This window comes from Bartonella koehlerae C-29 (genome assembly GCF_000706625.1).
Lineage (GTDB): Bacteria > Pseudomonadota > Alphaproteobacteria > Rhizobiales > Rhizobiaceae > Bartonella > Bartonella koehlerae.
The window spans coordinates 477,358-501,008 of the sequence record NZ_KL407334.1 but is presented as its reverse complement, the minus strand read 5'-3'; the positions used below and the strand labels follow the sequence as shown (position 1 = coordinate 501,008).

The 23,651-nt window shown below is 37.3% G+C and carries 13 protein-coding genes, 3 tRNA genes and 3 pseudogenes; 9 read left to right on the top strand and 10 right to left on the bottom strand.

The genetic code is table 11. From position 1 onward, the window contains the following. Positions 1-1,589: 1,589 nt before the first annotated feature. Together O9A_RS02115 and ptsP are read right to left on the bottom strand one after the other, a co-directional pair. Positions 1,590-1,679: transfer RNA gene (locus O9A_RS02115), tRNA-Ser, on the bottom strand. A 447-nt stretch (positions 1,680-2,126) separates the two neighbouring features. Beyond that, entirely contained in the window at positions 2,127-4,631 is a 2,505-nt protein-coding gene (ptsP, locus tag O9A_RS02110) for a phosphoenolpyruvate--protein phosphotransferase (RefSeq protein ID WP_034458321.1), read from the bottom strand. A 349-nt stretch (positions 4,632-4,980) separates the two neighbouring features. Here ptsP and O9A_RS08655 point away from each other — a divergent pair, with 349 nt between their 5' ends. Further along, entirely contained in the window at positions 4,981-5,310 is a 330-nt protein-coding gene (locus tag O9A_RS08655; protein ID WP_154656383.1) for a hypothetical protein, read from the top strand. A gap of 715 nt (positions 5,311-6,025) precedes the next feature. Here the strand turns inward: O9A_RS08655 and rpmA are convergent. Together rpmA and rplU are read right to left on the bottom strand one after the other, a co-directional pair. Beyond that, positions 6,026-6,295, bottom strand: a complete 270-nt coding sequence (gene rpmA / locus O9A_RS02105) for a 50S ribosomal protein L27 (protein WP_034458319.1) — start codon at positions 6,293-6,295, stop codon at positions 6,026-6,028. 12 nt (positions 6,296-6,307) lie between these two features. Further along, positions 6,308-6,772 (bottom strand): annotated as a pseudogene (rplU, locus tag O9A_RS02100) (50S ribosomal protein L21). Positions 6,773-7,057: 285 nt separating this feature from the next. Between rplU and O9A_RS02095 the strand changes: the two are divergent. Continuing rightward, positions 7,058-7,147 (top strand) — tRNA-Ser (locus O9A_RS02095). A gap of 34 nt (positions 7,148-7,181) precedes the next feature. Here O9A_RS02095 and pgi read toward each other — a convergent pair. From pgi to O9A_RS02075, 3 genes are all read right to left on the bottom strand, one after another. Beyond that, complete coding sequence (gene pgi, locus O9A_RS02090; protein WP_034458317.1) at positions 7,182-8,846, bottom strand: glucose-6-phosphate isomerase; 1,665 nt, start codon at positions 8,844-8,846, stop codon at positions 7,182-7,184. 197 nt (positions 8,847-9,043) lie between these two features. Further along, positions 9,044-12,178 (bottom strand): efflux RND transporter permease subunit, encoded by a 3,135-nt coding sequence (locus O9A_RS02080; protein ID WP_034458313.1) that lies wholly within the window; start codon positions 12,176-12,178, stop codon positions 9,044-9,046. Then, a complete protein-coding gene (locus tag O9A_RS02075; RefSeq protein ID WP_034458311.1) occupies positions 12,175-13,317 on the bottom strand; it encodes an efflux RND transporter periplasmic adaptor subunit in 1,143 nt (380 codons plus the stop codon). Before O9A_RS02075 ends, O9A_RS02080 begins: the two co-directional genes overlap by 4 nt. Positions 13,318-13,693: 376 nt before the next feature. On the opposite strand from O9A_RS02075, the gene O9A_RS02070 reads away from it, so the two are divergent. The 4 genes and pseudogenes from O9A_RS02070 (at position 13,694) to O9A_RS02050 (ending at position 18,275) form a co-directional block, all read left to right on the top strand. Further along, a tRNA-Arg gene (locus tag O9A_RS02070) sits at positions 13,694-13,770 on the top strand. Between the two features lie 635 nt (positions 13,771-14,405). Further along, a pseudogene (locus O9A_RS02065) lies at positions 14,406-16,068 on the top strand (formate--tetrahydrofolate ligase). Positions 16,069-16,287: 219 nt separating this feature from the next. Continuing rightward, positions 16,288-16,521: a 30S ribosomal protein S21 gene (gene rpsU / locus O9A_RS02055; RefSeq protein WP_034458307.1), complete on the top strand. Its 234-nt coding sequence runs from the start codon at positions 16,288-16,290 to the stop codon at positions 16,519-16,521. A 1,181-nt stretch (positions 16,522-17,702) separates the two neighbouring features. After that, positions 17,703-18,275, top strand: coding sequence for an SH3 domain-containing protein (locus tag O9A_RS02050; protein WP_034458305.1), 573 nt, complete (start codon positions 17,703-17,705; stop codon positions 18,273-18,275). 62 nt (positions 18,276-18,337) lie between these two features. Here the strand turns inward: O9A_RS02050 and irrA are convergent, their stop codons facing one another. Further along, positions 18,338-18,832: an iron response transcriptional regulator IrrA gene (gene irrA / locus O9A_RS02045; RefSeq protein WP_034460163.1), complete on the bottom strand. Its 495-nt coding sequence runs from the start codon at positions 18,830-18,832 to the stop codon at positions 18,338-18,340. A gap of 230 nt (positions 18,833-19,062) precedes the next feature. Between irrA and fabA the strand changes: the two genes are divergently transcribed. From fabA to fabI, 3 genes are all read left to right on the top strand, one after another. After that, complete coding sequence (fabA, locus tag O9A_RS02040; RefSeq protein ID WP_034458303.1) at positions 19,063-19,572, top strand: 3-hydroxyacyl-[acyl-carrier-protein] dehydratase FabA; 510 nt, start codon at positions 19,063-19,065, stop codon at positions 19,570-19,572. A 61-nt stretch (positions 19,573-19,633) separates the two neighbouring features. Then, positions 19,634-20,854, top strand: a complete 1,221-nt coding sequence (fabB, locus tag O9A_RS02035) for a beta-ketoacyl-ACP synthase I (protein ID WP_034458301.1) — start codon at positions 19,634-19,636, stop codon at positions 20,852-20,854. 52 nt (positions 20,855-20,906) lie between these two features. After that, positions 20,907-21,725 carry an enoyl-ACP reductase FabI gene (gene fabI / locus O9A_RS02030; RefSeq protein WP_034458300.1) on the top strand — a complete coding sequence of 273 codons (819 nt, stop codon included), beginning with the start codon at positions 20,907-20,909 and terminating at the stop codon, positions 21,723-21,725. Between the two features lie 271 nt (positions 21,726-21,996). On the opposite strand, the gene gpsA is transcribed toward fabI, so the two are convergent. Together gpsA and O9A_RS08230 are read right to left on the bottom strand one after the other, a co-directional pair. Next, the gene (gene gpsA / locus O9A_RS02025; RefSeq protein ID WP_034458297.1) at positions 21,997-23,019 is read right to left on the bottom strand and encodes an NAD(P)H-dependent glycerol-3-phosphate dehydrogenase; all 1,023 of its coding nucleotides are present in this window, start codon (positions 23,017-23,019) and stop codon (positions 21,997-21,999) included. Positions 23,020-23,463: 444 nt separating this feature from the next. Then, a pseudogene (locus tag O9A_RS08230) lies at positions 23,464-23,651 on the bottom strand (cytochrome o ubiquinol oxidase subunit IV); the annotation flags it as partial.

Genomic DNA, 23,651 nt, shown 5'->3' with positions numbered 1-23,651 from the left:
AAGAAAGTGAAATCCCTCATTTTGTCATAGTATGGCTCATTCTTTATGAAAATAAAGATCCTTTTAGGTATAATGTAGAAGAGCTTTAAAACACTGAAAGCTCATAAATGTTGCTGTTCTCATTAGGAGTTGATGCTTAAATCGTGGATGCAATATGGTGTCGTTGAAACCAGTTATTTTGGTCATATCAAAAGGTAACAAGGTAAATCAAATATCAGATAAACCTTGTAGACCTAACGCAGTATTTGCGTCGTTGTTACATACGTCAAGAAGAGACTCTGATTGCTGCATCAGAAGGAAAGAAACTTTGCTCCTTCATCTCTTAAAGGCAAGAGAGTATCAAATCCCCAAAAAGTAGCCGTTATTATCTCTACTTTTAAGGTTACTTTCCGCACTAAAATATGCTTGAGCATATCCCATATATTTTCATTTTTGTATCATCATGTTTAGCGTAAAAAATGAAGATATTGTTATCATGATAGATATTGATAACTTTTCCCGTATTTTAAATCCTCCAGCCCCAATTCTTTCAAAAAAAGCAAATTGCAATTTAATGATAGCCAGTTTTCCAATGAGACTATTAAAATATTCAATGCACTATTTTTCCAGGGCATCTAAATTGTTATGATCACGCATCTAGAACTTCCAATTTAGAGTTCTAAACCAACAAATAAAAGAGAATACATCGCAGACAGGCTTTTAAAAATTATTAATCTAATGATACATTTTATTCATAGCTAAAACAAAACTTATATATATGGTGTCGTATTTGATTATGGATTAAAGAAACAGAGGCCATTCCATCAATAGCGATAAATTGTTCATCTATCTCTGATAAAAGTTGATATATTTCATAAACTTTTTCAATAAAAGAGAGTTTTGCTTCGTATTTTAAGCTTAGACTATCCCTTTTTTGCAACCTTCCATAATAGCAACAGACGATAAATGAAGGTAAAATGTAATATTAGATCTTGCAATAGATTGATTTAATTTCACTACACTTTCATAGAAAGACTAGAATAAATATATCTATCGTTGATTAATAAATTTTACGATGATGTTTAAAAGTGTTGATAATTTCAAGCGTATGTTTTCGTCTATCTATCGCGGCTAAGAGTGCTAAAAGCAATGGATCACTGTGTTTTCACATTCACCCCAATAACTATACAACCTCTGGATTATTTCTATACCAGTGGCTGAGTTAAAAAGTTTGCATTATATGTTTTCCTTGTGCGTAATGGTGGGAAATCTCTTTTTTTTTTTTGAGTTGTCTTGCCACTTCCATAAAACCCACATAGAATTATAAAAATCTTTATTAGGATACATTTTATCTATTATATCATCCATTATTTAAGTAATTTTATGTTCACAATCTCTTTGTTTTGACAAAGGCATTTTTTAAAAATTCGTCTTCAAACACCAAAAGCATGACATCAAAAATATTAAACTCTTTGAAAAATAAATTTGATACAAAACCTTCTGATAAGCCACAGCTGTTGATTCACATTCGGGATAGGTAAAAATAAATTAAGTGAATCAAAGGACAAAAACCCCTAAGCTTATTTAAAAGATATTGACTTTATTGAAAATGGCGGAGAGAGAGGGATTCGAACCCTCGATATGATTTCCCATATACACGCGTTCCAGGCGTGCGCCTTCAACCACTCGGCCACCTCTCCGGATTTTTGCACTATACTCAGAAAGAAATAACGTGCAAGTCCAAACTATACACTCAAAATTCAAAAAACAACTTCATTTACCAAAATAAAATGTGATACTTGTTGAATAACAAGCATATCCTCTTTTTTAAGAAAAAACTTTTCCGTGGATAGACCTCTAAAATGCAATAACTGGATTATCATACATCAGCAATTTTCATGTTCATTCGCATACCGTTTCACTCAACATTTCTTCAAAAATAAAGGATTAAACATCACTAAAAACTTGTTACCAGTGATTATATTCAATAATCAGTTGGAAAGGCGTCTACACCCTAACCTCTTGCTCCGCAACACTAAACACGTTTCATGGGGATAATAAACTTCATTCTAACAAAAGTGATTTATAATGTGATTGCTTACAAAATTGCAAGATCGACTAGCTCTCCTCCCCGTAAAACCCCTGTATCACCTTATATTATTGCTAAGAGCACGTACAGCTTGCGCAGTTTCGCACTGTAATGCTTTTTTTGCTAAAATCTTCATATCTTCAAAACTATGCGCCTGCAAACACGCTTTTACTGAAGAAATATCACAGGATATCATGGAAAGTTCATGAATCCCTAATCCAGTTAAAATCATTGCTGCAAAAGGATCTCCAGCCATACCGCCACATACACTAACCCAACACCCATGTTTTGCTGCGCCTCGGACAGTATGGTAAATCATACGCAAAACCGCTGGATCAAGACTATCAGCTTCAGACACAAGATAAGGATTTTGTCGATCAACAGCCATGGTATACTGCGTTAAATCGTTGGTTCCAATCGAGAAAAAATCAACATGGGCACTCAAAATATCTGCCATAATGGCAGCAGCTGGAACTTCAATCATAATACCAAATTTCAATTTTGGTGCACCAATATCGTTGCGAATTTCTTCTGCAATTTTCTTCATAGCAAAAATCTCTGAAACAGACATAACCATTGGAAACAGAATCCATAGATTACCACCCTCTTTTGCAGCGCGATAGAGAGCACGCAACTGAGGAACCAACAGATCACGTCGACGTAACAAAAGCCGTGTTCCCCGAACACCTAAAAAGGGATTGTCTTCTTTAGATAAATGTAAATGTGTAACCTGTTTATCCCCTCCAATATCGAGCGCACGAATAATTAATGGCTTATCTTCCACAGCTGCAGTCATTGCTCGATATACGTCAAACTGTACATCTTCATCCGGAATATGTGAACTCTCTAAAAACAAAAACTCTGTACGCATGAGTCCAATACCTTCGGCCCCTAAATCAAGTGCAACAGGAACCTGATTTGCATAATTGACATTAGCCATAATACGAATCCTTTGACCATCTGTCGTTTGTACCGGTAATCTACATACGCATACCCCATTGTCACGCTTTTGCACGACAATGCTTATTTGTTTTTTAGCTTCTTCAACATCTTCAGAAGTAGGATCAGGATAAATGAACCCGTTATCACCATCAATGATGGCCTGAATATCAGGCTTAATTGCCAAAACATCTACACCCGCAGCAACAACCATTGGAATACCAAGAGTGCGTGCCAGAATAACTGTATGAGACAGTGGACCTCCCCATGCGGTTGCTAAACCTTGCACTTTTGTACAATCAAGCTGCGCTACATCAGAAGGAGATAAATCATCTGTAACAAGAATAACACCACGCGGAATATCATTTAAAAAGAGTGATCTATAAGATGGATTGATTTCGCCTAGAACACGACGACCAACATCAACTAAATTAACAGCACGTGCCGCTAACAAGGGACTATCTGCCTTAGAAAGCATACCTGCAAACTGCCGAACCGCTTTATCCCAAGACCAAGCTACGCCATGACCTTCTGCCATAAAACGATAAACTTGAGCTATCAGATTTTCATCTTCCAGCAGAACCATTTGCGCAGAAAAAATCGCAGCAGAATCCGCTCCCATACGCGCAGTGATATCATCAATAATTGATACCATTTTATGTTTTGTTTTTGTAAGAGCATTTTCAAGGCATGCCTTACCACTTGCAAAACTAATTGGCTTATCTGTTATCGAAATATCATCATGCCTTAAAATAAAAATCTTGCCAAGAGCGAGCCCTGGACTTGCTCCAACACCAGAAATGCCTTTCTGCATAGAGCGCGGATACCAACCATGAAAAGCCTTAGTTTGAGCTTCCATTTCTCTCATCATACATTTTTCACTTATGCTTACTTTCTTCACAACAGAAATTGCTTCCTTCAGAAGTTGTACACCTTCTGAAGCATCCGTCGAAAAAATCAGAACATCACCGTTTTTGGCCCCTAATTGCAATAAACCAACTAAATTTTTCATTTCAACGGTATACTGACCATGGCGGACTCTGATAGAATTCTGCACTTTTTTTGCAAAATCAACCCAAAGAGAAGCTGGTCGCGCATGAAGACCACTTGGGTAATCTAAAGTCCATTCCTGACGCACCGAAAGATCACCAATAAATGCATTTCTCTTCTTCCTATCCTGTCTAAACAGCATTGTAATAATCTGCTGTTTGTCCGCAGTTTTTGAAAGTGCTTCAAGCCGTTCTTTATCAAATAAAAGAAGAGTCAATTTTTTGCAAATCTCTCTATAGCGATCCTGACAAGCCGCAATGGCAATAACCAAACGTGCTTTATTTCCATCACACCAATCAACACCCGCGGGAATCTGTATAACAGCAACTGCATCCCTGATAATTAAATCACGATTTTCAACCATTCCATGGGGGATTGCTATACCATTTCCAAGCCAAGTATTCGTTATTTCTTCGCGTTTGAGCATGCTTGCTAGATAAGATTTGTCAACTGCACCAACCTGCACAAGCAGTTCAGCCGCAGCATGAATTGCATCATTTTTATGATCAAAAGCAGCTGCAAGTTTTACAGATTTTGTAGACAAGATGTCACTCTCGTTAAAATCTCTATTCATTACTTCTGCTTCCTCACATCTCATCGTGAATTTAAACTGTTTCACACTTGAGCATGAATGTTTTTGATAAATTTCATTTCAAAGCTGCATTTCCCAAAATATAAAAAACAATCACGCAAATTTCTTTTGTTTTAAAGAATATAACTAAGTGAAGCGTCTAAACATCCTCAACGTGATCCATTAAATGATGAGATAGTGCCCACCCACCGAATGGCTTAAAACCATTACAGGCAAATCTGACTCCTACTCTTTACTTCAAAAAGACAAATGCCCCATCCAAATCACTAAAAAGCCACTTTGAAAAATATCTTTACTACCCCATTCGACAAATTTGTAATTATTCCTTCTAATCAAAAAACAGAACACCCAATCACTTAAAATTTCAGCTGGTATTTTAACTTCCTTTCTCCAAACTGAGCAACAGGCTCTTACTTTTTTTCTGATTCACTCCATAATCACAAATTGCTATAAACGGCCTACCATCTTTAGATTCTGCGTAGCTAAATATCGTATGACACAAAATCTCTCAAGACACACTCTTGACAACATTGTAGGCTCTCCTTCCTCAAATAAATTATTGCACCCGCACAATTCACTCTGCACATCCACGAAAGTATATAAACCAACAAAAAAACACTCTCTCCCGCTCACAATCAACAGAGCTCCACACATAATCTGAATTGCTAGGTACTTTGACAAACAAGATAAATAAGGCACTCAAATAAAAAGCATTTTTTCCTTAAATCAATCTTTGCACTTATGTCGGTAAGTTCTATTTTCATAACGCTTCAAAATAGATAACTCAAAAAATACTCTTACTGTAGCTGATCACACATAAGTCATTTAGATATCTTCAAACTAAATCCTCTTAATAACACAACTTTTCTTTCAATTTATTAAAAAATCTTTCAATGCACTTCACTGCTCAAACCAGCTTTGACTCCCTCTCTTACAGCCTCTTTATAAATACCCCTCTCTTCTAAACTCTAAACGGATAGCCTTAATACCCATTACAAACCTAAAATATTATTACCATCACCAAAACAACCGCGCAAATACTTCCCCTTGAACCCCACAATAGCTATCCGAAAATAAATCTTCAGGCACTTTTTCATACCTAAAGAGTAGAGAAAAATTTCCGAATCATGTCATACACCAACTCTCAGCCACCTCCCTCATTACATCACTACCTTCAATACAAAGGAGACATGACAGCCATTTTTCGTTATTTAAGAAAAACATTTTCCAAATTCTATTTCGTTATTTCCTTCAAATATTACCCATTTTGGATTATATCATAGAACGTAAAAAAGGAAAGACAGCATCCTGCCTTTCCTTTTAATGTTAAAGATTTCGAAACCGAAATTTCAGCTTATTGTAAAAAACATTACCGCTTACTCTACCGCTTTCACCGTGGGAATAACGGAGACATACGAACGGTTATTCGCTTTCCTTTGAAAAGAAACCATTCCGTTTGACAGCGCAAAAAGAGTATGATCTTTCCCAATACCAACATTGTCACCAGGATGCCAACGCGTACCACGCTGGCGAACGATAATATTTCCAGCGATAACGGCTTCACCACCAAATTTTTTAACGCCAAGACGTTTCGATTCTGAATCGCGACCATTACGCGAAGAACCACCAGCTTTTTTATGTGCCACGGACGTTCTCCTTTAATCTTCTTTATTATTTGACACTACAGCGGCTTGCTTCTGTGGTACAGTTTTTTTTACAGAAGCAGTTGCCTTTGTTTCCTATGTTGTTTCTTTTAATACAGTAGCTTCTTCTTTAATTGGCTTTTCAGCTGCTTTTTTAGGCTTTAAACCACCTGTTAAAATTTCTAAAACACGCAATGTCGTCACCTCTTGGCGATGACCGCGTGTGCGTTTTGAATTTTGACGACGGCGTTTCTTAAATGCAATAACCTTACGTGCACGTGCCTGCTCTATAATCTCAGCCGTAACCAAAGCATCACCAACAACAGGTGCACCAATAATCGCATTATCTTTTTGCCCAACCATTAATATGTCATTGAATTCAACAATATCACCGGCATTTCCAATAATTTTTTCAACTTTTACCACCTGGTTAGCAACAACGCGGTATTGCTTACCACCAGTTTTAATGACTGCGAACATTTTTTACCCTTCCGTTCACTCCAGCTCTTATTTTGATTTCTGCCTTGTTAATAAAGAAAAATAGGCTGCTTTTTATCAGTCGTTATAGATTAAAAGAGAGATACATTCTCCCAAACACCAACATGCGCAGATTCCTCCACGCTTGCATTCTGAGCATATATGATAGAATTTTTGTTCTCTGTCAATAAAATCCCACAAAAAAACAAAAAAGGGTTGTACTCAAAACAATTGAAGTTTATCTACCCGTCATATACTTAAACAGTGAAAACCTTGTTGTACTTATATGGAGAGATGGCTGAGTGGTTGAAAGCACCGCACTCGAAATGCGGCATAGGGGCAACTCTATCGGGGGTTCAAATCCCTCTCTCTCCGCCAAATATCAGTTAAAACGGTATTTATTAAAATATTTTTATTCCCTACGTCTCGTCTGAATATGGGCCAACAAACCTAATGTTGAACTATCGCGGTTATTTGCTTTGTTTTCTCCGCGAAGAATTAGTAACAATTCATTTGCCAATTCTTTACCAAGCTCAACGCCCCATTGATCAAATGAATTAATATTCATCAAAACACCTTCAACAAAAACACGATGCTCATAAAGTGCAATGAGACGACCGAGTGCAAAAGGTGTCAACAAATCTTGAACCAGCATCATACTGGGACGGTTTCCCGCAAAACTTTTATGAAGTGCTAGATTCTCACTCTCACGCTCATCAATTCCACTTTTTACGAGGATGCGCCTTGTATTTTCGACACTCCGTCCCTTCATAAGAGCCTTTGATTGCGCTAAACAATTCGCTACCAACATATCATACATAGGATGTAAATTTTGCTCATGCCCTTTTATAAATAAAATGAATTCTACAGGAATAACATCTGTTCCTTGATGCAAAAGCTGAAAAAAAGCATGTTGTCCGTTTGTCCCTGAATCACCCCAAACAACCGGACCACTTGAAAAAGTTAATGTTTTGCCATCCAAAGAAACCTGCTTACCATTTGATTCCATATCGAGTTGTTGCAAATAAGCTGGAAAGCGAGCTAAACGCTGTGCATAAGGAATGATAGCACGTGATGCATAACCACAAACAACACGATGCCAAAACCCTAAAAGGGCAAATCGAATAGGAATATTTTTATGCAAAGGTGCAGTTTTAAAATGTCGATCCATCTGCTGAGCACCTTCGAGAAATTGGCGAAAATTCTTCCCTCCTATCGCTAACATAACCACAAGGCCAATGGCTGACCAAATCGAATAACGCCCTCCAACCCAATCCCAAAATCTAAAAGTTCTCGAAGAATCTATGCCAAATTTTACTACTTTATCAAGCGCACTTGAAACAGCAACAAAATGTTTGCAAACAGCTTCTTCCCCTAAATGTGAAATAATCCATTGACGTGCAACTTGAGCATTTGCAATTGTCTCAGCCGTTGTAAAAGTTTTAGAAGCAACAACAAACAGTGTTGTTGCAGGATTCAAAACAGAAAAAATATCAGAAATATGGGCGCTGTCAGCATTAGAAACAAAATGACAATTTGGACCATCATGATAGGGTTTTAAAGCATGTGTAACCATTGCAGGCCCAAGATCAGAACCACCAATACCAATGTTCACAATATCAGTTATCTTCTCACCACTTTTTCCCTTATAGCTACCATTGCGGACCATGTCAGAAAATCTTTCCATATCAGCAAGAACATCCTGAATATTGTGAACAAGATCATTGCCATCTAACATGAAAACTTCATCAGCAGGCAAACGTAGTGCAACATGAAGGACCGAGCGCTTTTCAGTTGTATTAATAGCTTTCCCTGAAAACATTGCATCACGCCTGCCTAACACATCTGCTGCAACAGCCAAATCATCTAGAAGTTGCAATGTTTTAAATGTTACGCCACATTTCGAAAAATCGAAAAGAAGATCATCAAGGTTTAAGGAAAAATGCGAAAAACGCCGTTCATCCTCTACAAAATGCCGACGAATATCATAGACCCCATCTTTTATGGCGTGTCTTCTTAAGGCTTGCAAAGCTGCTTCAAAAGCTTTTTCATTTCGAATCGAAAAGCTATCTCCCATGGACTTATACCACATGGTTATTGACAACGAAATCTACACACAAACAATAATAAAACAGGGAACTTCTCCTTTATTGCAGCCAATTTTACTCCTCACGTACACAACGAAGTGGTGCAAAAAGGGTAAAGATAAAACCCGAAAACGACATTTTAAAAACGAAAATAAAAAAATTATCAAATATTCCCTACCAGATTAAATCATTCAGCTTCGCTGAGTTCTCTTCTTAAGCGTATAGCTTCTTCTGATTTTGATCTCACAAAACGGCCAAGAAAGAGATAAACAACCGGTGTAACATAAAGCGTAAAAATAGTTGCTAAACCCAAACCGCCAACGATGACCCAACCTAAAGCTATACGTGCTTCTGCACCAGCACCTTTGGCTAAAACCAAAGGAATCCCTCCTGAAATGGCACAAATCATCGTCATACAAACTGGACGAAGACGAATATTCGCTGCTTCTTCTACAGCTTCACGCACGCTTTTACCTTGATCACGTAACTGATCTGCAAATTCAACAATAAGAATACCATTTTTAGCCATAACCCCAACCAACAAAATTAAACCAATTTGACTATAAATATTAAGACTTACTCCACTTAAAAGCATAGAAATTACAGCACAACCAATCCCTAATGGTACAGTAGCCATAATAATAAATCCTGAAACAAAACTTTCAAACTGTGCTGCCAAGACCAATAGAATAATCACAAAGGCGATTCCAAAAACAATCATAAAATTGGAAGATGTTTCACCAAGTGTGGCAGCTTCGCCTAAAGGAACAATATAATTTCTCTCTGACAACAACGGAGCAGCAATTTTCTGTACAGCCTGATAAGCGTTCCCTAAAACGACACCTGGAGCAAGATTTGCGCTTAAAATAATAGCATTCATGTGTTTCTCTCGTTTTAATTGAGGTGCAATGGCTTTTTCATGCAAGCTCGCAATAACTGATAAAGGAACATATTGACTTCCTTTGGTTTTTAAAAAAATATTTTCTAAATCATGAGGATTATCAATAGGATTCTTGCGCGATGTCAGTTTAACATCATAAGAATGGTCATCCACATAAACGGAACCAATTTTTTTTCCATCTAACATTGCTTGTAATGTATTACCCAAATTGCTGATATCAATTCCTAAATCAGAGGCTTTTTCTCGATTAATTTCAATAAAAAATTGTGGTTGCGTTGTATCAACAGTAAGCCGTGGGCGAATAAAATGCGGATCAGCTTGCAAAGCACTCACAAGCTTATCAGCAATTGGCTGTAATTTTGTATAATCATTTCCAAGAATTGCAAATTGTAATCCTTGACCAATTCCTCTAATGCCTAAAGAATTTCCCTGCGCAGCAAATACAAAAACTGCTGGAAAATGTCTAACCTTTGCATTAATATCTTCCACGATCTCTTGTTGACTACGCAAACGCTTGTCCCAAGATGAAAGCAACAAAACCAAAAAAGCAGTATTGGGCGAACCACCAATGCCAGTGAGAGAGTAACTGTTAACAATCTCTCTGGAATCACGTAACGGTTGTAAACTCGTTTCAATTTGCTTTACCTGTTCATTCAGATATTGTGTTGAAATACCCTGTGGTCCATTAATGACCAAAAAGATAAGGGCTCTGTCTTCTTCTGGCGTCAATTCCTGTTGTAATTTCGTATAGCCTCCAACACAAAGACCAGCAAAAATAAGCGAAGTAAAAATAACCATCCAAGGTCTTCCCAAACATTTATGCAGACTATAGTGGTATCCTTTTCTAAAAGGAGAGCCTAACTCATACAAAAAAGTGAAATGATGCGCTCCTTTTCCATTGCTCTCAGCATGCCCTTTGAGAAAGCCTGAAGCTAACATAGGACAAAGTGTTAAAGCAACAAACGAAGAAAGCAAAATAGAAATTGCCAACACAAAACCAAATTCTCTAAAAAGTGCTCCAACTTGCCCGGGAAGAAAAGAAATAGGTACAAAAACCGCAACTAAAGTCAATGTTGTTGCTAAAACAGCAAAAAACACTTCTCGTGTTCCCAACACCGCCGCAGCCCGGGGACCAAAACCCATATTGCGCCATCGAACAATATTCTCAAGAACAACAATCGCGTCATCCACCACAAGCCCTGTGGCCAAAACAAATCCTAAAAACGTGAGAATATTTAACGAAAACCCTACAAGGTAAATGGCAGCAATTGTCCCAATCAAAGCAACAGGAATAGATAAGACGGGAATAAGCGTTACACGAACATCTCTCAGAAAAAGGAAAATAACCAAGATAACACTGAGAACCGCAACGACCAACGCAACCTCAACCTCATGAAGTGCAGCCTTAACAAAAATGGCATCATCGCTAATAATACTCATGTGCACAGAAGAAGGAATAACAGTTTTGAGACGATCAACAACCGTTCGAACATCTTGAGAAATATTAAGGGTATTAGATTGCGCTTTACGCACAATCCCCAACCCAATTCCTGTCTTTCCGTTGATACGAAGAATTACTGTTTCTATATCAGGTGACAAAGTAATATACGCCACATCACCAAGACGCACATGAGGTTTTAAAACAACTTGTTCAAAAGCTTCTGGTGTTGTTAAACGCGCAGTAGCACGGACAATTAAAGTTTGCTTAGAATTGCGCAATAACCCCACCGGGACATCCGTTGTCATATCAGCAAGAATACGTGCGATATCCGCCACGGTCATCCCGTAGCTAGCAAGTTTTGCTTGATCAACATCAATCTGAAAAATCTTCGTGCGCGCATTATCAATTTGTACATCACCAACACCATCAACGGCAGAAAGTGCATCAACAATTTGATTGTCTACGATCATTGTTAAATCATCAATACTCATCGTTGGTGATGTCACAACCAAATACATCATCGCAGCAGCATTTGAATCTGCTTTAATAATTAAAGGTGAATCCGCGTCTTTAGGTAAAGAATCAGCAACGCGAGAGAGTGCATCACGAATATCAGATGCTGCAACATTCAAATCAACACCAACATTAAAATTAATCTCCACACGTGAACGACTAAAAGAAGAAGTTGAAGAAATTGTTTTAACACCTGAAACACGAGAAATAGAATCTTCTATAATTTTTGTAACTTCACGATCTATTGTTTCCGCCGATGCTCCAGCAAAAGCTGTCATAATTGTTATTACTGGAGTATCAACATCCGGAAGTTCTCGTACATCAACATTCAGCCATGCAGCAAACCCTGCAATTATAATCATAGCATTCAAAACAAAGATAAAAACCGGTCTGCGAATAAATAAAGTAATTATACCACCTTGTTCTTCCTGTGCTATAAGCTGCTTTGTGTTCAATTCTCGACTCATCGTACATCCTGCTCAGGAAGTACTAATAATTGCTGATGATGGGCTTTTGGATCATCAATCGTTACCTGACTTCCTGGATAAAGCATCTGTACTCCCTGAATGACAATTTGATCACCATTTTTCAGAGCTGCTTTCACAAACACTTGATCTGCCTTATGCTGAATAATTGATACTGGAATGGGCTCTACCTTTCCGTCTCTCACACGCCAAACAAATGATCCTTTTCTGTTCCATTGAATTGCAAGAGGATTAACAACAGGAAGTAAACCACCATAAAATTGCAATGCAACAGAAAAAGACATACCAGATATAAGTGTATCTTTTTCATTCTTGATTTCAATCTGAATATGAAGTGTGCGGCTTTCTGGATTAATAACATTATCAATCGCATAAATATGACCAATAAAAATTTTATCCGGCTGTGCTATTAATGTCGCAGTCACTTCATCTCCTTTATGAATATGCGATGCGTACCGTTCAGGAACCCATATATCGACTAAAATACGTTCTCTATTCTCAACACGACCTATTACAGTATTAAGAGCTACAGCATTACCCTCATCAATGGATAAAATGCCAACAACCCCGCTAAGCGGCGTACGAATTGTTCGCCGTTCAAGATCTAACTCAGCATTACGCAAAACCAAATTCGCATTATCCAACTCTAAGCGTGCAGTAATTTCTTGAACCTCTGTTGCTGTCTTGCTTTCGCGTAATTTAAGAATACGTGAAAGCGTTAATGCACTATTATCACGTTGTACTTTTGCTTTTGCAGTCGCTATTTCTTCCTTTTTAGAATCAAGCTTTGCAATTACATCACCCACTTGTACTTTTGCACCAGCTGACACAAAAAACTTATCAATAACACCTGATGACCAAGGGGTTAACTCAACCGCCGCAAATGCCCGTCCACTCCCAAGCACATTCAACTGTTCACGAAAATCTTGAATTTTTACAAGATCAACAACAACCTTTATTGGCGGCTTTCCCATAGAAATTTTTGAGAGTTTATGCGATATATTTGTTGTTTTATCCACTAATAAAATGAATTGTTCTGAACTCTTTTTCCCTGCCCAATAAGTAATCATCAAAATAAAAACAAAACATATTAGTGGAAAGATCTTTTTTGAAAACTCCATACATCTATCCTTACTGTTTCATAAATATGCAAATTTGTCTGAAACAGTCTTCAACAGTAACATCCGAATTTTACATCAAAATTGCAGGTAGTGCACCTTAATCCCCCACCGTAAAACACATATCTCATTTTCATTTGACTATCTTTCGTAGATTTAAACGTCAAGTTAACTATCGTTCATATTGGTTTGTCCCGTTAACATAACAAAAAATAACCATGTCAACATGAAACTGGAACTGCAAATACACTTTAGTCTTCTTAAAAAGGTATCATACACAAAGAGATAAAATTTTTATTTTCATCAAGTTTTACTTGCAATTCCTCAATGAAACGATTAGGAACCCTTTGTTCTTAAATTAAGATAAAAATTAAACTGTGCACCCGTAGCTCAGCTGGATAGAGCACCAGACTACGAATCTGGGGGTCAGGAGTTCGAATCTCTTCGGGTGCGCCATTCATGAGATCTCTAGTTTTTCTTCAATATGTTATTGGGATTATTGAACGATAATCTCCTTATTGAACCGCTTTTTATCTATGTACTTAATGACGTTATCATATAGCAAAATGTCTGCTTTTTGATTGTGAATCAGGATTTTTTTGTGGAATATTTTTTAAACGCACCGGATGCCTCATGTGTTTTCACTCATCAAAAACGGAGATTTCTGAAAATTGCTTTTATCTTTTAAAACTCAATATTCTGTTCTCTTTAAAGACTCTGCACGATTTTAACCAAGTTCTCTTCCACAAAACTCTAAGATATAGAAAATCTGGATAGAATACACTCTCGGAAGAATGAAAGAGCGTCACACAGCGCTCTCATAAAAATTTTAACATATTGATATAAAGGTTCTTTTCCTGAATCAGGCATTTCTTTTCAAGGCTTTTCAGAACGAAAAACGTAGAGATTCCTTTTTCTAAAAAACTATAGAACTTCTTCTCGTTCCACTTTAACATTCCTTCTTGCACAGTATATCACCAATCTTTATGATGTTCTGTGCCTCTATGTGCTATAAGTTCTCTCGTCCGATTATAGTACACATCCTCAATGCAAATATTAAAGACACATTTAAAGAATTTTTTCATGCCTAAATAGATATTGAAATTGCTTGCACTACTCAAAAGCATCATATCATTAAAATTGCACAAAAAATTGGTATCGCATATGAAAATATCATTCCTTATGGACATGATAAAGCTGAAATTTCTTCTGCATATATATATAAAATCGCTCAATAAAAATCCCGATGGTAAATTTATTCTCGTTACAGCTATCAATCTAATACCTGCTAGAGAAGCAAAAACAATAACAACGGTGGGCCTTAATAATCCTCTCAATTTCATTGAAAAAAACCATATCCATCTTGAGAAAACCTCTTTAGATCCCTGTTTTTGTCTAAAAAGCGATACTGTTGGAGGTGGTTATACCCAAGTCGTCCTAATGGATGACCTTAATTTACATTTTACCAGCGATTTTCACGCCATCACAGCTGCTCATAATCTTTTCACAGCAATTGATCGATAATCATATTTACTGGGGAAAAACTCTCAATATTGAGCCACGCCGAATTGTTTGGAAACAAATCCTGGATATGAATGACCCTGCATTGTGTGATATCATTATTTCATTGGGCGAAGTAACCAAAGAATTTCCACGTCAAACAGATCTTGATATTATTGTTGCATCAGAAATTATGGCTACCTTTTGTCTCGCTAAAAATCTAAAAAATCTTACACAAAAACTCAAAAAAGTTATTGTTGCCTATCGGTATGATAAAATGCCCGTAACAGATACTGATCTTAATATAGAAGGTGCAATGACAGTTCTGCTCAAAGGTGCTATGTAACCCAATCTCGTACAAACATTGAAAATAACCCTGTCCTTATTCACGGATAACCTTTCGCTAACATTGCTCATGACTGTAATTCAGTTATTACAACAAAAACTGCCTTAAAATTCTCCGATTATGTTATTACAAAAGTGGGATTTTGAATCGATCTTAGAGCAGAAAAATTCTTCAACATTATAATGTCGACAAACAGATCTTGTACAAGATGCTAAGGTGATTGCTGCAACAATTCACCTATTAAGAAAGAATGGTAGGGTCGATAAAAACAATCTCAAAGAACAAAACGTCATCGTTTTAGAAAAGCGGGGCAACCAATCTTTTACAACAATAAAAAACATGTAGCACTACAATATCCCTTGTGTTGTCACTATCAATCATTTTGATATCAATAACGATGCTGAAATAAGTACGTTACAAAAAATAGTTGCAACCACTGGACACAAGGCTGTTCTTTGCAAACATTGGAAACAAGGTGGAAAAAGCGCCACAAAACTTGCATAAAAACCCATTACCTTAATTGAAGACAAAAATACCCATTTTAAAGTTTTGAGACGATCTTCCTCTTGTTGAAAAAATTAATTGTATTATAAAAAAATCTCTATGGCGGACGCGGAACCATCATTCCAACCTCTATTCTCAAACAACTTGAATATTGGGGAAAAAGAAGTTATGATACATGCTCTATTTATATGACAAAACACCATATTCTTTTTCTTCTGATCCCACTCAATATGATGCTCTTTTTGATTTTGAAATTCCTGTACGTGAAGTTCATCTTTTGGCAAGTGCAGGTTTCTGCTGTCATCATTTGCGGAGATATCATTACTATGCCTGGTTTACCGTATTCCCCTATTGCTGAAAAAATGTATCTTTACGAAAATAATCAGATACAAAGACTTTCATAAGCTTGTAATTGTGAACTCAATCATCTGTTATCAAAAGCATCTTAGAGTAAAAAGATGAGAATTTAAAAAAGCGCTATAGACAAACACCTTCTTTATATGATATATAGGTGCCCATTACGCGTAGGATACACGTGTAAGGGGTGTTCTTTTAGATTTATTTTTAAAAGAAACTGGATTTTTTCCTATTATTTGTGACACTAAAATAAAGCAGGATAAATAGTGCAAGTACTCGTTCGTGATAATAATGTTGATCAAGCGCTCCGTGCTCTGAAAAAAAAGATGCAGCGTGAAGGCATTTTCCGTGAAATGAAGATGCGTGGTTACTATGAAAAACCATCAGAGAAACGTGCTCGTGAGAAAGCTGAGGCTGTTCGTCGTACACGTAAACTTGCTCGTAAGCGTGCACAAAGGGAAGGTCTTATTAGCAATTGTCGAGGTTCTTCCCTAAAATAGTGTGCCTTTACTCATGTGTTATAAAGTTCCTTTGGTAGTGATATCAATAAAATAGCGGAAGGGTGCGTCTGTGTTCGTACTATGAGTTGAATTTTTCCCACGTTATTTGTATTGTCTGGGGATTTTTTTTATCTGTTATCTGCAGTAGTGGGTGTTTTTTCCTATAAGTAAGTAGTATTGGGATGTCCTTGTTTTCTAGCTATTTTAAGCATTACAGAATAATTTATCGTTTAAAATTATTTAAGAGCATTTATTGCTACAGAGGGTGTGTCGTGCATTGTAAAGGGCTTTTCTGTTGTCCCTTAAAACAATTTTTTCTTTGCTTACCCCCTCTGTGATGATTTTCTTATCTGAAAACATTGAACATCTTTCAGCCCTCCTGATCATAGCAGATAAAAAACACATTACTCTCATAATATGCAAGTGTGTCGTAAAAGAAGTTAGCTACTCGATTTCTGATTACTTTTTAAAGTTTAAATAAAGCGATAGAATTCTGTAATTTTTTGTATCTCATAATGATCTGAAATGAACGCGTGCTCATGCACCCCAATCTGCTTGCTTAGCTACAGTATTACAAAAAATAAGATTTTTTATCCTGCTATGATTAAACTAAAAAGTCTGTAACAAGCTTTGATACTAAGGACTCTCATCTTTACATCGATGAATATTAGAAATTAACATTTGTCTATATTGCCCTCTCAATGTTACGTATGCTTTTTCATTTAAACGGTTCATCAACTGTTTACTATATCCATTATAGAATTGCACTTCAAAGCACACGTTAATCTCTTTATTGACCTATTATCGAATAATTTTTCAGATTCATAATCTAAGTCTAATTTTATCCCCGTTTCACAAATAAACCAGGCAGATAAACGCAAGACTTTACTACCATCTTTCACAAAACTGATATAGCGCTGCAAAGTATTCAACCTTTTCGATATTTGTCTCCAGCATGTGATCCATGAAAACTGAATTTTATTTACAGATGTATTTTATAAACAGAGTGACCATTTAAGAAATTCAAATTTTTTTCTTATTTATCGTGTTATTCGCGCAAAAATTTTCTGATTGTTTAGATCTCTTTAACTACCGATATGTCATAGCTTTTATCAGTTCTCGATACTATCTTCCAGGTCTTAAGTTGCTGATACAAAAATGAAGATATAAAGGGTTTAAGTGTGCAATATTTTCGTTGGTTCCGATTTTCAGTGCTCGCATCATGTCTCTTAATGGCAGAAATCTTTATATTCAGTTCACCTGATTTTTTACACGCACAAACACTCAATCAAAATCTAGAACAAAATTTAGGACCTAGTGGTCTACCACTTCCGCGATTTGCTTCAATTAAACCCACCCGCGTTAATGTGCGTGTCGGACCAGGAAGCGATTATGCTATCATCTTTACTTACAAAAAGCAGGGTTTGCCTATTGAAATCATCCAAGAATACGATCAATGGCGTAAAATTCGTGACGCCGAAGGCGATGAAGGCTGGGTTTATCAATCACTTTTATCAGGAAAGCGAACCGCTATAACTATTCCATGGCAAAAAGATAAGACAAAAAGGCTGATGCTCCGCAAAAGCCCAGCAGATAACGCAGAAGTTGTTGCAGAAGTAGAGCCTAATGTCATTGGTAATATTCGTCAATGCAATGGATACTGGTGCGAACTAAAGATCAATAATATCCGTGGATGGCTTTATCAATCACAGTTATGGGGAATCTATCCTGATGAAAAAATAAACAGTTGGTGAATCTTTAAACAAACTCAGTTTAATTTTATTTCTTTTTGAATTCTCCCCGTTCCCTCATCCGATCAATTTTTTGGTTTCAACCGAACTATCAAATCTACATGGGAAATTTCCATACCCTCTGGTGGTTTCGGCAAATTTCCAATAATAGGAGCTCCTTCCAAATTGCACGGAATATCAAGTATACGATTTTCGCCTTCTATATAAAAATGGTAATGATCAGATGTATTGGTATCAAACCAAGTTTTCGAACCTTCTACGGCAATAATCCGTAACAACCCCGCTTCTGTAAATTGATGAAGCGTATTGTAAACTGTTGCTAAAGATACAGGAACCCCTAATTTAATTGCCTCTTCATAGAGCTCTTCAGCAGCAATGTGACGGTTGCCTTGCGAAAAAATCATATTAGCAAGTTCCAACCGCTGGCGTGTTGGTCGTAAACCATTTTGACGTAAATGTTTTTCTAACATAGGTATAGAATAACACCTCACAACTTTCCCACAGTCTTTCGTGGACTGTTCTTCTTCATTAAAACCTAAATTTTCTGCATTTACTAACATATTACAAATCACAATATATTTTATCCCAATCGAATTAAAACACAAAAAAATGGGAACACTATGGTATAATTTTTTATTCCATTTTAAATCACTACCCGTGCAGGATACATAAAAAAGGGCTGCTGTCATTAAAAATTAATATAAATCATTTCCCTCTCCTTAAAATTTGCTCTAAAAGTAGGTCGGGGAAAAGCGCAGAAGAAAAATATACGCAAATAAATGGAGTAACAATGGCTGAACAAAAGTCTCGCTACACTTATGAAGAGCTTCTAAGCTGCGCTCGCGGCGAAATGTTTGGTAAGGGAAATGCACAATTACCAGCACCACCAATGTTGATGGTCCATCGAATCACAGAAATCGATGAAACTGGTGGTGAATACAATAAAGGGATGGTTCGTGCCGAATTTGACATTACTCCAGACCTATGGTTCTTTAATTGTCACTTTATAGGCGATCCCGTCATGCCAGGGTGTCTTGGTTTGGATGGCATGTGGCAATTAACAGGTTTTTTTCTCGGTTGGTTAGGCGAACCAGGAAAAGGGAGGGCTATATCAACAGGTGAAGTAAAATTATCAGGTATGGTAACGCCACAAACCCAACTTCTTGAATATGGAATAGATTTTAAGCGTATTCGACGTGGAAATTTGGTCTTGGGAATAGCAGATGGATGGGTGAAAGCAGATGGAGAAAACATTTATAAAGCGAGTGATTTACGCGTTGCTCTCTTCAAAGAAGACTAAAAATTATTTCCAATAAGAGAATAAATATATTTTATATTCTGTATGAAACAAGGAGGTATGAATGCGTAGAGTTGTTGTAACCGGAATGGGGATTGTCTCCGCGATTGGGAATAACCCAGGAGCTGTTTTAACCAGCTTATATGAAGCAAAATCCGGGATTTCTTACGCACCTCAGTATGCCGAATTAGGATTCCGTAGTAGAGTTTACGGTAAACCTGATATTAATATAGAAGAACTTGTTGATAGACGTGCTCTCCGTTTTCATGGACGCGGAACAGCTTGGAATCATATCGCTCTGGATCAAGCAATTGCTGATGCCGGCTTAGAACCCTATGAAGTATCCAATGAACACACGGGTATTATTATGGGCTCTGGAGGTGCTTCAACGCAATCAATCGTTGAAGCTGCTGACATTACACGCCAAAAAAGTCCAAAACGTGTTGGCCCTTTTGTTGTGCCTAAAGCTATGAGTTCTACAGCATCCGCAACACTCGCAACTTTTTTTAAAATTAAAGGAGTGAACTATTCAATCTCTTCTGCTTGTGCTACCTCTAATCATTGTATTGGCAATGCTTATGAGATTATACAATATGGCAAGCAAGATCGCATCTTTGCTGGTGGCTGCGAAGATTTGGATTGGACATTATCTGTTTTATTTGATGCCATGGGTGCTATGTCCAGCAAATATAATGACGTGCCAGCAAAAGCTTCCCGTGCTTATGATGCTCATCGGGACGGATTTGTTATTGCTGGTGGAGCTGGCGTTTTAGTTCTTGAAGAACTAGAACGCGCTAAAGCACGTGGTGCAAAAATCTACGGAGAAATTGTTGGTTATGGTGCGACATCTGATGGGCATGATATGGTTGCTCCATCAGGAGAGGGAGCAGAGCGGTGCATGCGCATGGCACTTGCAACCGTGAAGAATAAAATTGATTACATTAACCCTCATGCAACAGCAACGCCTGTTGGGGATCCTCCTGAAATAGAGGCAATTCGCCGTATCTTTGGAGCAGGTGACCAATGTCCACCAATTTCCGCCACAAAATCTCTGACTGGTCATTCTTTGGGAGCAGCAGGTGTTCAAGAAGCAATCTATACGCTGTTAATGATGAATCATAATTTTATTTGCGAAAGTGCCCATATTGAAGAGCTTGACCCAGCTTTTTCCGATATGCCAATTGTTCGTGAGCGCCGTGATCATCAACAACTTAATACTGTCTTGTCAAATACCTTTGGCTTTGGCGGTACCAATGCAACGCTCGTTTTCCAGCGTTATGTATAAATAGGAACTCTTAGCTGATTTTAAAAAAAAGCACGGTCTTACGGAGAATAATATGAAAGGTTTGATGGAGGGCAAACGTGGCCTTATTATGGGGGTTGCAAATGATCATTCAATTGCTTGGGGCATTGCATGTCAACTTGCAAAAGCAGGAGCTGAATTAGCATTTACCTATCAAGGAGAGGCTTTCGGAAAACGTGTTCAACCATTAGCGGAAAAAATCGGCTGTAAATTAGTACTTGAGTGTGACGTCGAAAAAATTGAAAATATTGATCGCATCTTTAAACATCTTGAAAAAGAATGGAAAACTATAGATTTTGTTGTTCATGCTATTGGCTTTTCAGACAAGACTCAACTAAAAGGACGTTATGTTGATGTAACAACACGTGAGAATTTTAAGCGCACAATGGTTATTTCAGCTTATTCCTTTACTGAAATTGCGCAGCGTGCGGGTAAGCTTATGCCTAATGGAGGTACGCTCTTAACACTCACTTATGGTGCCTCACAGCAAGTTGTTCCTAATTATAACATCATGGGTGTTGCGAAAGCTGCTTTAGAAGCTATGGTACGCTATTTAGCAGCCGACTTTGGTTCTCAGAATATCCGTGTTAATGCAATTTCAGCCGGTCCTATTAGGACCTTAGCTGGCAATGGCATTGCAGCTGCACGAGCAATTTTTTCGTATCAACGCCGAAATGCACCCCTGCGTCGTAATGTAAACATTAACGAAATCGGAAAATCTGCTCTTTACCTGCTTTCTGATTTATCTTCAGGGGTTACTGGTGAAATTCATTACGTTGATTCAGGTTATAATATTATGTCTATGCCTATCCTTGAAGAATTAAAACAAAGTGAAGAAGCTCAAGGAGAATAACTAAAATAAAAAATGATTATTTCTATACCGTTTTAGAAGTATATTGAGCACTTTCTTTTAGGTAAAATGATACGTATAGTGCGATATTTTTTTAAGAAAAGCTCTGACTTAAACGATGATTAAAATTTTTATGTTTAAGCCTATATGGCATAAAAAACTGGCTCTTATAAGCCTCCAGTTTGCTAAAGCTTATCGTCTTATAAAATAATCAGTGCAATTTCTTCTCAGTTCTTTTTATGTTATGATCATATCTTTCATAGATTTAAATAATTTAAAAGCGTACTGTATCATGCATCTCATCTTTGAGTTCACGACTTAGTAATGCATTGGCCGCTTCAGATACACTTTTACCACAATAGAGCACGTAGTAAATTTGCTCTGTAATTGGCATTTCTATCCCAATACGTTGTGCTAACATACGCACTTCTTTAGTATTTAAGTAGCCTTCAATAATCTGACCAATCTGTTTTTCCGCTTCTTTTATATCCATTCCTTGGCCAAGCAGCATCCCAAAACGGCGGTTGCGCGACTGATTATCAGTACATGTCAAAACCAGATCACCTAAACCTGTCATTCCCATAAATGTTGAAAGCTCCGCGCCCATAGCAATGCCTAAGCAACTAATTTCAGCTAATCCTCGTGTGATAAGAGCTATTCGCGCATTTGCTCCAAATCCCATACCATCTGATATTCCTGCACCAATAGCAATGACATTTTTGACTGCTCCACCTAATTGAACACCGATCATATCTGAATTTTTATAAACTCTAAGGCTTTTATCACAATGAAAAAATTGCTGTAGTTCTTCACTAAATTCAGCATCAGAAGCTGCTACCGTAATTGCTGTAGGCAAGCCGATAGCAAGCTCCTTAGCAAAAGTTGGTCCAGAAAAAACAGCTAAAGGAATTTTATCACCTAGAATTTCGCGAGCAACTTCTTGTAGGAGACGTCCCGTACCATGCTCCAAGCCTTTCGTTGCCCAAATAATCCGTGAATGTTGATCCAAGTAAGGTCGGATATTGTACAATACCTCATGGAAAACATGACTTGGAACAGCGATTAATATATTGCGACTTGCCGTTATTGCAGTTTCAAGCGAATCTTCAGGGGATAGATTATCAGGAAATTGAACATCGGGTAAAAATGTTCGATTACAACGATGTTCTTGCAATTCTCTGATATGTCGAGGATTATATCCCCATAGTAGAACATTATGGCCATTACGAGCAAGCACAATGGCTAATGCACTACCATAAGAACCAGCACCAATAACTGTAATTGAAACCGTACGCATTAAGTTTCCTAATGATTTCTCAAATTTTTGGTTTAATTGTATATTATTGTCGTAAAAACTTTCGAGTAAAAGACTTTCATATAAATTAACTAGCTCTGAAGCATCCTTTCTTTAATGACTTTACTTTAATGTACTATAAATGACTTTTTAAATAACCTCATTCTCTCTGTACTGAATTGTGTAAACACTCCTGCTTATACATTTACAAAATGATTGTTCTTTTCGAACCCAATAAGGTTTTATTAAATCATCTATAGATTTCGTTATTTAAAATAAAAATACACTCAAAATTGTGACAATACCCCCCAATGACCACTCAACCATTAGCTTTACACAAGCATCTACAAAATACGAAAGCTTTACGGATCTGACAATACAAATATAGTATGGGCATGTCTGTCCCGCCCACCAAACTCTTTAACAATAATCCATCCACCGGTGCACTTATTCCATGGGCATTTCAGAACTTGGTGCAGGCTCTACGGGTGTCTGTATAGATGGCGCTTGCCCCACAGGCATTTCAGAACCTGGTGCAAGCTCTACGGGTGTCTGTATAGATGGCGCTTGCTCCACAGGCATTTCAGAACCTGGTGCAAGCTCTACGGGTGTCTGTATAGATGGCGCTTGCTCCA